This window comes from Streptococcus sp. 4886 (assembly GCF_013276485.1).
In the GTDB taxonomy this organism is placed as follows: Bacteria; Bacillota; Bacilli; order Lactobacillales; family Streptococcaceae; genus Streptococcus.
The window spans coordinates 132,180-143,074 of the sequence record NZ_VMLD01000007.1 but is presented as its reverse complement, the minus strand read 5'-3'; the positions used below and the strand labels follow the sequence as shown (position 1 = coordinate 143,074).

The window sequence follows — 10,895 nt, the reverse complement described above, 5'->3', positions numbered from 1 at the left end:
TCACACGCTGATTCGCGACATCCTAACAAAGGGAATTTCCTTTGACAACTTAACTCAAGAGGACATCAATCTCGTTTGTTCGCATGTCAACAGCGTCAAACGTGCTGCTTTAAATGGAAAGTCAGCCTATGAACTCTTTGCATTTACCTATGGAGAAGAAATTCCTAAGCTTCTCGGCATTTCTAAAATACCTGCAGAAGACGTCTGTCAGTCGTCTACATTACTCCAACATAAGTTCTAAAAACTAATCTTTAACCCCATTCAAACGTCTCACACTAACTTCCACTTGGATTAGCAGTGGAACTTAGTTTGGGAATTTACCGTTTTTTCATGAATTCCTAATGGGTACGGATGTCAAACTCTTTAAACACAATACGTAAGTCTCTTAGCACGCTTTGACGACCTCGGAATCGTTCATTGCTTAAGATGCGTTCTAGTTCTTCTTGTTGATCTTTAGTTTGTTTGTTTCTATAATCTCTTAGTGTTTCATGAAAGAGATAATAATCATCTAGCCAGAGACCGCCCTCACTTATACGATGACTTATCTCACCCACTTCTTCATAAAGCTCTTTATCATATCTCCGTTTGTGACTTTCTTGCTTACGGAGATAATCTAAAATTCGATTCCGGAATTTTGTTTTGAAATATTTACGTAAACGAGGAATATCTTCTGCCAGCTCTTCTTCTCTACTAATCAATTCATGTAGACATATCATTCCCTCTTGATCCCAGTCCGATAACTCCCATAAATGAAGGTAATATTCATTTCTACACTTATATACACTCCCCTGGACTTCTTCATACAATTCTTTAATCATTCTTTTCCCCTTTCTAAATACAGTTTAACAAATCAAAAAGCTAATTTGGTTATTTCTCCCCATTCTGTTCCCTACACCGTCTAAACTGCACAAAAAAAGAGAGGACAAGCCTCTCTCAGGGTTATTTTTCGTCATTCATTTTTGACTTTACTTCATCATAGGATAGTGCATGAGATTCCTCTTCTACTGTTTCAGGCATCTTTCCTGTTTCATAGAGAGATTTAATTTGTGTACTATCCAATGTTTCGTATTTCAATAATGCTTCTGCAATCAACTTGTGAGTTTCACGATTTGATTGGATGATTTCAGCAGCTTTATTTCGTGCTTCATTTAATAATGAACGAATTTCTTCGTCAATTTCATAAGCTGTTTGTTCTGAAATTGATTTTTGAGGACTCTGTGCCCCAAACATAGCATGATTTCCTTCATATTGTACTGGGCCAAGTTTTTCACTCATACCGTACTCTGTAACCATTGCACGCGCCATTTGTGTCGCTTGTTCAAAGTCGTTTGAAGCTCCTGTAGTTTGGACATTAAAGATAATTTCTTCAGCTACACGTCCACCCATTAAGCCAGCCAATTGCTCTTTCATATCTTCTTTAGATAGAAGCATTTGATCTTCCTTAGGAAGTGCAATCATGTAACCACCTGCACGACCTCTTGGTACAATTGTAACCTTATGAACAACACGGGCATTCGACAAGACTAGACCAACAATGGTATGTCCTGCCTCATGGTAGGCAACCAATTCACGTTCTTTTTGTGAAACTGTCTTATCTTTCTTAGAAGGTCCAGCAATAACTCTATCTTCTGCTTCATCAATATCTGAAGCATCAATTATCGATTTATTGCGACGAGCGGCAACCAAGGCTGCTTCATTCAAGACATTCTCTAAATCAGCACCAACAAAGCCTGGAGTTTGTTGAGCAACTAATTTCAAATCAACATCTTCTGCTAAAGGCTTGTTCTTAGCATGAACTTTCAAGATTGCTTCGCGCCCCTTAACATCAGGGCGACCAACCAATACTTTTCTATCAAAACGTCCTGGACGTAAAAGGGCAGGGTCTAGTACATCTGAACGGTTTGTAGCAGCAATGACGATAATCCCTTCATTTCCCTCAAAACCATCCATCTCAATCAAGAGTTGGTTCAAGGTTTGCTCACGTTCATCATTTCCTCCACCGAGGCCGACACCACGTTGGCGACCAACAGCATCAATTTCATCGATAAAGATGATAGCTGGTGCTGCTTTTTTGGCATCTTCAAAAAGAGAACGAACACGACTCGCTCCAACTCCGACAAACATTTCTACAAAGTCAGAACCTGAGATACTAAAGAATGGAACGCCTGCTTCTCCAGCAACTGCCTTAGCAAGCAAAGTCTTACCTGTTCCCGGAGGTCCCTCCAAAAGAACACCTGCTGGAATACGGGCTCCAAGTTTTGTAAATCGTTTTGGATCTTTTAAGAATTCAACAACTTCAACTAGTTCTTGTTTTTCTTCCTCAGCTCCAGCAACATCTGAAAATCTTACTTTAATATCTTCTTTATTTGCAGCTTTAGCCTTACTACGTCCAAAACTCATTGGGTTACGACCATTGCCTCCCCCCATATTTCCCATCATAGAGAATAGGAAGAAGAATAGAATTCCAAATGGCACAATGGATACGAGTAGATTAATCCACATACCACTTGAACTTTCATGCTTAACAGTTACTTCCGCTTTATGATCAGAAGCAAGCTTTTGCAATTCTGATACTGTGGTATCAGAGGGAAGAATAATACTTGAAAATTTCTCTACTGTTGTAACAGATGGAGAAAAGAACTGAATGCCTGTTTCTTCTTTACTTGTTTTAGGATTTTTATAGACACCCGAAACTTCGATAACACTGCCATTTGGTTGGTAGGTTAATTCTTTTACATTGTCATCGGTAATTTCTTTTACCAATTCTGTATAATTAATTTGCTCACTTTTCCCTGCAACACTACCTGTACTAAAATACTGGTAAGCTGTAACTAGGAAAAAAATAAGTAATAACCATAGAAATGGATTTTTAATTAAACCATTATTTTGTTTTTTCATTAAAAATTGTTCTTTCTAATTTGAATACACTTCTTCTTTCAATACTCCAACATAAGGAAGATTACGATAATTTTCTTTGTAGTCTAAACCATAACCTACTACAAACTCATTTGGGATAGTAAAGCAGGTATAGTCTGCCTCAATTTCTACAACACGTCCCTCTGGTTTATCCAATAAGGTTGCAATCTTAACAGAAGCTGCTTCTCTTGCAATAAACATATCTCGCAAATTCTTCAAAGTTTGACCTGTATCAATGATATCTTCTACAAATAGAACATGTCTTCCTTTGATATCTTGAGTCACATCTTGTTTAATATTGATAACACCACTACTTGCTGTTCCACCATGGTAGCTAGAAACCATCATGAAGTCCATTTCAATATGTGTATCAATATGTTTGACCAATTCAGCCATAAAAGGAATAGATCCTTTTAAAATCCCAACTAAAATTGGATTTTTTCCTGCATAGTCCTTAGTTAATTGAGCACCTAATTTTTTAGCAGCTTCTGTAATTTCATCGTGTGAAACGAGGATTTTTTTAATATCGTTTTCTAACATTTTTTTACCTATCTATTTTTTCTATATAAAGTACAGTGTTCATTATATCATTTTTCGTGTTTTTACTCAAATTACTGGTCGCAATTCCCAAAATTGAGACAATTTCACCAAATTGCTCAATAATCAGAGCAGATTTTCGCTTTTCCATAGGGATTTTCAAATCAATAAATAGACGTCTGAGTTTTTTTCTATGCCCATTTTGAATCAAAACATCTCCTGGTTTTCGATGACGAATGTGTATGGATGTTTCGCGTGAAACAGGTATTTGTTGAATTGATTCACCTTCTAAAGGAATTCCAAAGGAAAATGTGTATCCTTGATAAGATACCTGATTTTGATAGTGTAACACAAATTCATCTTCCTTTTCATCAGCCTGCGGACTGATTTTACAAATCTGAAACTGTTGATACTCTTTTATCAATTCATAGCCATTTTTAAGCGGATGACGATACTGGCTTTTAGTTTTTAAAATTTGCCGAACTTCTTCAAACTGAGCTTTTGTAAGATTCAAATCTGGAAAACGATTCAGATAAGTTTGAAGTAAAACTCTTTGTGTAGACTCAGAGTAAAACAATAGCTGCTGTAAATTTTCTACATCAATATTATTAGATAATTCAGCTATAGCTAGGTCATAATCTAAAATTTCATTACCGATACTTAAGATTGCATCCCTAAATCGAGGATTTTCTTTTTCTAATTCTGGTAAGTAAGAGTTTCGAATACGATTGCGAAAATAATGATTTTCCTGATTTGATGTATCTTCAAAGTGAAAAATTGGTGAAAAGTCTTTTTTATGGAAATGCAAGAAGGGCCGAATAATTTCTATCTCTCCGACTACTTGCTTCTCCTTAATTCCTGATAGATAGCGCAAACGAGTACCTCGAATCAAACGCATTAAAATCGTTTCCACCTGATCATCCGCATGGTGAGCAGTGACTAAGGCTGTCGCACCTGTCTTTTTCATGACCTCTTGAAAAAAATCATAACGAAAATGTCGAGCACGCGCTTCTGAAAATTCTCCTAAAAAATTGCTGACATAAATAGGAAGTCCAGCTTCAACAGCCAACTTCCTTAATTCCTGTTCTTCCCAATCTGATTCTACTCTCTGCTTATGATTCACATGAGCTAAAATCAGTTCAATTTCTAACTCTTTTTGATAAGTAGATAATACCTTAAATAGAAACATAGAATCTAACCCACCAGAAAGAGCTAGCACCACCTTAGTATGCTTTTTGAAATATCCCTTCTTGAGAAAATGATTTAAAAAATCTTGTTCCCTCATTTTAGAACCTCATAAACATCCTTAGCTATCTGAGAAATTGTATCATAATCAGAATTCTTAGTGAAAATAGAAAGAATAAATGGAGAATCTGCATAGACAACACCCGTATCATGCTCAAATTCGTCCGCATCCCCAATTTTATGAGCTACCTTCACAGAAACACCTTTGGCAATTCGCTGATTATCAAAATCTGTTTTAGTCAAAGACTCTAGCACAAATCCATTTTGATTATAAATAGCTTCCATGACCTTCCCAGCCATCTTGGAAGAAATCAATTTTTCTTTTGGATCCCAATCATCTCCCATAATGGCAGACATCTTGGATTTGAATGTGGCATCAGATTGGTTTGAAATGTAATATCCCAATATGTTATGAGCTACATTATCAGATTCTTTTGATACTTTTGTGATTAAGTCCTTGAGAGAATACTCCTTATTATCCTCTTTTTTAGGAAGACTACCACTTCCCTCTGGTTTATAAGAACCTGGAAAATCATTAACTGCTGATACGTATTTTACAGTCGTATCTAACTGATAAAGACCCTCATTTATTTTTTCTTGCGCATAATAGAGATAAGGGAGTTTCAAAACACTAGCTGCATACATCTTTTCATCTTGATTGATACCAGCTTCTTTTCCAGTAGTCAGTTGCTTAACATAAATAGAGAATGAATCCTTCTGATATTTTTCAGATAACATTTCTTGAACTTTACTCATCCGATTATCTTCTTCAGAAGTTGATTCTTTAGCTACCCATCCAACCTGATCAATATGTAGAAATTCTCTTCCTTCTACAAACATGGTCTTGTCGATTGATACTTGCGAATAAGCTGATAAGGATGATTTCACTTCTTTTAAATCATAAGGACTATTATACAGTTTAAAGTCAGATTCTAACCATACTTTTTTGATTGTTGGAGTCACCTCTGACTGATCATATAAAAATCGTTTGTCCGCAGCTATAAATTGATGATTTGATAGCTTAAATACCGGAATTCCTTGTTTATTTAAGTGCCACTCAGTTATTTGAAAACTTGTTTTGGGAGTCAATTTTCCAGTTTCTACCACTAAATCTTCATTTGCATAAACAGGAACCTCTCCATAAACCACGGGAGAACTTAATTTTTCTCTAAAATAAATACCAAAGTCAGATTGTGAAAGGTAATAAATTTCTTTCGAAGTATAGACGACTTCTTTTTCTGTGCTAACGACTTTTGAAATGGTCAATAAACTCGGTAGCAACAAAATAATTAAGAATTTACGCATTCTTCCTTTCCTTTTCTTCTTGTAAACGCAATAATTGATTTTTATCAGCCAATTCTTCCAATTTTTCATCTGACAAACTCAAAAATTGCTCTATTACGTCTAGTAAATTTTCCATTTTATCACCTTTGAAGCAAGTCAGGAATCGTATAAACTATTTCCCTCGACTTAGAATAATAGTACTTCGCTCGTGTATATTTAGCAGCATAATCCTCATCTTTCAACTTGGTAGCAAATGCTGTCTCCTTATCCTTTTCATCACTCAAGGTTTGATACTGAGTTTGCAAGTCTGCTAATTGCTGACGTCTTTGGAGTAATTGTTGATAGCTCTGCGCTAAATTAAAAGTTGGCAAGATAAATAATAGCATAATCAAAATCAATACCCACCCCATAAAACGATTCCGTTTTTGTCGTTCTTTCATCAGGTAGCGACGACGTTGATATTCATTTTGAATAAAAGAATTATTCAATTGTACAATATTTTTAGACATTTTCTTCTACCCGTGTTTCACTGATAATTTCATACATGCCTGCTGCATCTTCTTTTTTTGTACTATCTTTCATCTCCAGTACTTTGACAAGTAGCAACTTATTTCCAAAACGAATTTCAACTTGGTCATTAACTTTCAAATCCGTTGAACTTTTGGCCAAGATTCCATTCACCTTAATTCTGCCTTTATCTGCTACTTCTTTTGCGACTGTACGACGCTTGATAATTCGCGATACTTTTAAATATTTGTCTAATCTCATCCTTATTACCTCAACTTATTATTGTACCATTTTTATCTATTTTATAGAAGAAAAATATCAAATGGAATTTTCTTTCTTAGACTCTTTTATCTCTAATAAACTTTCTCCAAAAATCAGCAGACCTTCTAAAATTTCATAATCTTGCTTATTTTGGACATCAAATACAAGCTCCATTAATCCCTTATTCTCAGCGATGCCTGTTTTTAAGTTCGTTGCGGATAAAGCTTTAAAATAATCTTGAGCTAAAAACAGTCGTTGAGTGACTTTTTCAAATTGAACTGTAATTTTATTATCTTTTCTTTCCACACGTTGAACAAAGATCTTGTCCAAATATGACTTGACTAAACCAATCTCTAAAAGATAGGCTACTACATCCGGGTATTCTCCAAAACGGTCTATCAACTCCTCTTGTAACTCTTCATAATTGACACGATTGTCAATTTGACGAATTTTCTTGTAAATTTCAATCTTATGTCGTTGATCAGAAATATAAGTATCAGGAAGATAGGCATCAATTTGTAAAATCAATTCGGCATTACCTTTGGTTCTTGTGTTAGCATTAGCATTACCGTTTCGTTTAGCAATAGCTTCCTCTAATAACTGCGAATACAATTCAAAACCAACAGAATCAATGAAACCAGACTGGGATTTTCCTAGGAGATTTCCTGCTCCGCGAATCGAAAGATCTCGCATAGCAATCTTAAATCCAGATCCCAATTCTGTAAATCCTTTGATGGCTTCTAATCTCTTCTCAGAGACTTCACTGATTGATTTTTCTGGACGATACATGAGATAGGCATAAGCAATACGATTACTACGACCGACTCTTCCTCTTAACTGATACAAGGTTGACAAGCCCATATGGTCCGCATTTTCAATAAATAAAGTATTGGCATTTGGAATATCCACCCCTGTCTCAATAATGGTAGTCGTCACTAAAATATCATACTGACCTTCAATGAAATCCAGTAGAGTATTTTCTAACTGAATCTCACTCATTTGCCCATGAACATAACCAATCGAAGCCTCTGGAATCAACTCCTGTAATTCTGAAACCTTCTGGTCAATCGTGTCAACTTTGTTGTAAAGATAGTAAACTTGACCTCCACGCTCCATTTCACGCAAAACAGCATCACGAATGACACTCTCATTCTTTTCCAAAACATAGGTTTGCACTGGATAACGATTAGTCGGCGGAGTTTCAATAACAGACAAATCTCTGATTCCCAGCATAGACATATGAAGGGTACGAGGAATTGGCGTAGCGGTCAAGGTTAGGACATCCACTTGTTTTTTCAATTCTTTCAAGGTTTCCTTATGCTTGACACCAAATCTCTGTTCTTCATCAATAATCATCAAGCCCAAATCAGCAAACACAACATCTTTTGACAAAACACGATGGGTTCCAATCAAAATATCAACTTGACCCTTTTTCAATTTTTCAAGTGTTTCAGTCTGCTCTTTTTTACTTCTAAAGCGACTCAACACATCAATATTAACTGCAAAATTTTGGAATCGTTCCTTAAAATTTGTATAGTGCTGTTGCGCTAAAACCGTTGTCGGAACTAGAACGACAACCTGTTTGTGATCATTGACTGCCTTAAAGGCTGCACGCATAGCAACTTCAGTCTTTCCAAAACCAACATCCCCAACTAAAAGTCGATCCATTGGCTGAGAAGCCTGCATATCGCTCTTGATTTCCTCAACACTACGAAGTTGATCATCCGTTTCAACATAAGGGAAGGCATCATCAAAAGCATGTTGATCCTCATCATCAGCTGAGAAAGCAAAACCCTTCAACTGGCTGCGCTCAGAATAAAGTTTGATTAAATCGTCAGCTATATCCTCTACCTGGTTCTTAACTTTTTGCTTGGCTTTTTTGAAATGACCGTCATTTAATTTATTGAGTTTAGGAGCTTTCCCGTCACTTGAAACGTATTTGGACAGTAGATGAATCTGTTCCACTGGGATAGAGATTTGATCCCCGTTTTGGTATTGGACGCTAACATAATCGCGGTGAATCCCTTTGATTTCAATGGTTTCAATTCCTAGGTATTGACCAATTCCATGAATGTGGTGAACAACGTAGTCCCCTTTTTCAAGTTCATTATAATCTTTTAAGCGCTCTGCATTTGAAACATGTTGTCTTCGAAAACGACGTTTTAATTTCTTTTGAAAAATCTCATGTTCAGTAATCACCAGAATTTTTTCATCTACAAAATGAAAACCATGTCTGAGATTGCCCTCGATTAAGTTTACAGATTCTTGACAGATTCTTGACTTATCTCTAGAATCCAATTTAATCTGATATTCCTCTAACACATCCTCCAATGTTTTACTTCCCATTGAATTGCTAGACTGCAGAATAATAGTATAATCCATTTTTTTGTATCGCTCAATTTCTTCTTTTAGAAAAGAAAATTGATTGAAAAACTCCTGCATAGGATATTGATTAAATTGATAAATTTGATCAAACTTGAGATTTCCTAAACCCTTTTGCATATTAGAGAAAAAGGTAACCGGACTCTGTTTTTTATAGATATGCTCTGTATCAGCAAAATACTGCATCTCAGAAAATGCTTTACTATTCTGTAATTCTTCTGTAAAGTATTGTGCTAATTCTCTTTCAAATACTTCATACTGATTCATTAATTTTTGATAATCATCAAAGAATATTGGGGTATCTTTTTCAATATAGTCAAAAACAGTCCACCTCTTGTCATAACACAAAGATAAAAATTTCCGAGAATCTAAATGAACTTGTTTTTGGTAAAAACTTGAAAAAATTTCTTCTAAGTATGATTTTAAAATAGGTGATAACGTTTTTGAAATTTGTTTTTCTAAAGCTGACTGACCTCGTTTATAATCCTTTTCTCTCAAAAGAATATCACTAGCTGGAAAGATAGTAAGTTCTGTCTGATTTTCTTTCGATAATTGTGTTTCGACCTCAAATGACCTGATACCATCAATTTCATCACCAAAAAACTCAATTCGGCAAGGTTCTAACTGGGATATTTCAAAAATATCTAAAATATCTCCTCGAAGACTAAATTCGCCTTGAGTTTGTACTTGTGTAACTTTTCGATAGCCAATTTCCTTCAACTGATGGATAATCGCGTGTTGATCATATTCTTCACCGATTGAGATTTTTACAATACTATCTTTGAATACATTTGGAGACGGTAAAATCAATCGACTTGCTGCGATATTACAAACTAAAATCCCTTTCTTAGATGAATCAGTCAAAAAACGCAAGGCTTCAACCCGTGAAATGATTTTTTCTTGTGAAGACATCAAAAATTCTACCATAGGGGAGTCATCTACCAAAAATGGATAGACAAATTCCTCACCCAAGATAGATAGAAGATCACTAACAAGTCCTTCTGCTTCTCCATAAGTTGACGTCAATAACACAATCTTATCTTCCTGTCTCAAACTACTAGCTATTGCTAAAGCTTTTGTAGAAGTTGACAAACCTAACATTAATTGTCTTTTCTTATCTGTCAGATTTTGATGCCATTTTTTTATCTGATCATTTTCTGAGAATAAATCTAATAAGGTCACCATTTATCCGTTATACCTCTGCATCGTTTTTTCAAAGTTTTTCTCTTGTAAATAGTAGTTTACAGAGTCGTCAACTTTGTCAATAGACTGTAAAATACCGATATAATCATCCTTGTCAAAGGTACTCAAAACATGGTTAACAACTGACATGCCATTTTTAGGTCTTCCGATTCCAATCTTAACACGATTAAAGGTTTGGGTTCCAATATGTTGAATAATAGACTTGATACCATTATGACCACCTGCTGAACCTTTTGCTCTTAAACGAATCTTTCCAACTTCCATGTCAAGATCATCGTAAATGATGAGTAAATCTTCAATATCCAAACCATAATAAGTCAATAAAGCATGAACCGCTTTTCCACTTTCATTCATAAATGTCGTTGGTTTGACAAGATAAATTTTTTCTCCATTTAGGAAAAAGGATGCTAGGTCAGCTTGAAATATCTTATCATGTGTAAAAGTGACATTCTGTTTCTTCGCTAGTTGGTCAATCAACATAAATCCAACATTGTGTTTTGTTTCAAAATATTTATCTCCTGGATTTCCCAAGCCTACAAGTAATTTGGTCATTTATTTTT

The 10,895-nt window shown here is 35.3% G+C and carries 10 protein-coding genes and 1 pseudogene; 1 reads left to right on the top strand and 10 read right to left on the bottom strand.

The annotated features are described in order from the left end of the window. Nucleotides 1-241: pseudogene (locus tag HT679_RS03435) on the top strand (IS30 family transposase); the annotation flags it as partial. A gap of 97 nt (nucleotides 242-338) precedes the next feature. On the opposite strand, the gene HT679_RS03430 reads toward HT679_RS03435, so the two are convergent. The 10 genes from HT679_RS03430 to pth all read right to left on the bottom strand — a co-directional run bounded on the left by HT679_RS03430 (nucleotide 339) and on the right by pth (nucleotide 10,887). Further along, nucleotides 339-818 (bottom strand): sigma-70 family RNA polymerase sigma factor, encoded by a 480-nt coding sequence (locus HT679_RS03430; RefSeq protein ID WP_173212989.1) that lies wholly within the window; start codon nucleotides 816-818, stop codon nucleotides 339-341. A gap of 121 nt (nucleotides 819-939) precedes the next feature. Further along, on the bottom strand, nucleotides 940-2,898 hold the full coding sequence (ftsH, locus tag HT679_RS03425; RefSeq protein WP_173212986.1) for an ATP-dependent zinc metalloprotease FtsH: 1,959 nt from the start codon (nucleotides 2,896-2,898) through the stop codon (nucleotides 940-942). A 15-nt stretch (nucleotides 2,899-2,913) separates the two neighbouring features. Next, nucleotides 2,914-3,456, bottom strand: coding sequence for a hypoxanthine phosphoribosyltransferase (gene hpt / locus HT679_RS03420; RefSeq protein WP_000892175.1), 543 nt, complete (start codon nucleotides 3,454-3,456; stop codon nucleotides 2,914-2,916). Nucleotides 3,457-3,460: 4 nt separating this feature from the next. Then, entirely contained in the window at nucleotides 3,461-4,738 is a 1,278-nt protein-coding gene (gene tilS, locus HT679_RS03415) for a tRNA lysidine(34) synthetase TilS (RefSeq protein ID WP_173212984.1), read from the bottom strand. Continuing rightward, entirely contained in the window at nucleotides 4,735-6,003 is a 1,269-nt protein-coding gene (locus HT679_RS03410) for a serine hydrolase (RefSeq protein ID WP_173212982.1), read from the bottom strand. Before HT679_RS03410 ends, tilS begins: the two co-directional genes overlap by 4 nt. Then, nucleotides 5,996-6,118, bottom strand: a complete 123-nt coding sequence (locus tag HT679_RS11540) for an SP_0009 family protein (RefSeq protein WP_000429334.1) — start codon at nucleotides 6,116-6,118, stop codon at nucleotides 5,996-5,998. The genes HT679_RS03410 and HT679_RS11540 overlap by 8 nt, the downstream gene beginning before the upstream one ends. A gap of 4 nt (nucleotides 6,119-6,122) precedes the next feature. Continuing rightward, nucleotides 6,123-6,491: a septum formation initiator family protein gene (locus HT679_RS03405; protein ID WP_000041912.1), complete on the bottom strand. Its 369-nt coding sequence runs from the start codon at nucleotides 6,489-6,491 to the stop codon at nucleotides 6,123-6,125. After that, on the bottom strand, nucleotides 6,484-6,750 hold the full coding sequence (locus tag HT679_RS03400; protein WP_001234978.1) for an RNA-binding S4 domain-containing protein: 267 nt from the start codon (nucleotides 6,748-6,750) through the stop codon (nucleotides 6,484-6,486). Before HT679_RS03400 ends, HT679_RS03405 begins: the two co-directional genes overlap by 8 nt. A 57-nt stretch (nucleotides 6,751-6,807) precedes the next feature. Beyond that, nucleotides 6,808-10,317 carry a transcription-repair coupling factor gene (gene mfd / locus HT679_RS03395; RefSeq protein ID WP_173212979.1) on the bottom strand — a complete coding sequence of 1,170 codons (3,510 nt, stop codon included), beginning with the start codon at nucleotides 10,315-10,317 and terminating at the stop codon, nucleotides 6,808-6,810. Further along, nucleotides 10,318-10,887 carry an aminoacyl-tRNA hydrolase gene (pth, locus tag HT679_RS03390; RefSeq protein ID WP_000163938.1) on the bottom strand — a complete coding sequence of 190 codons (570 nt, stop codon included), beginning with the start codon at nucleotides 10,885-10,887 and terminating at the stop codon, nucleotides 10,318-10,320. Between the last annotated feature and the right edge of the window lie 8 nt (nucleotides 10,888-10,895).